The 395-nt window shown below is 24.8% G+C and carries 1 protein-coding gene; it reads right to left on the reverse strand.

All coding sequences use genetic code 11. From position 1 onward, the window contains the following. Nucleotides 1-285 (reverse strand): hypothetical protein (locus tag CD138_RS14585; RefSeq protein WP_219727737.1); only part of this gene is annotated, 285 nt, incomplete at its 3' end. Nucleotides 286-395 lie beyond the last annotated feature (110 nt).

The following is a 395-nucleotide window of genomic DNA, read 5'->3' on the forward strand; positions in this document are numbered from 1 at the left end:
ATACGTTACTATACTAACATAAAGAATATCCACAACTAAATAGCCTAAATATTCTATTGAGCTATTTAATATAATAGAAATAGTGAAAGAAAAAGATATAAAAAACATAGCCACTAAAGAACATATTGACTCAAATATGAACAAAGATAAATTCTTACTTTTATTAGTTAGGGGGAAATTTTCCATGATCCTAAAAAAATCCTGACTTTTAGAAAAAATAACTTTTAAGACTAACACAACTAATATTGTCCACATAACTGTTGAAGCAGTAAAAGTTTTTATCATTAAAAGAAGCGATTTTTCATTAGTGGATACTTGAGAAATAAATAAATATCCAGATGTTGAGACTATACTAAGCAATGCGATAAATATAATAAGTATTGATATTTTTATTG

It is taken from the genome of Staphylococcus intermedius NCTC 11048 (assembly GCF_002902385.1).
GTDB classification, from domain to species: Bacteria; Bacillota; Bacilli; order Staphylococcales; family Staphylococcaceae; genus Staphylococcus; species Staphylococcus intermedius.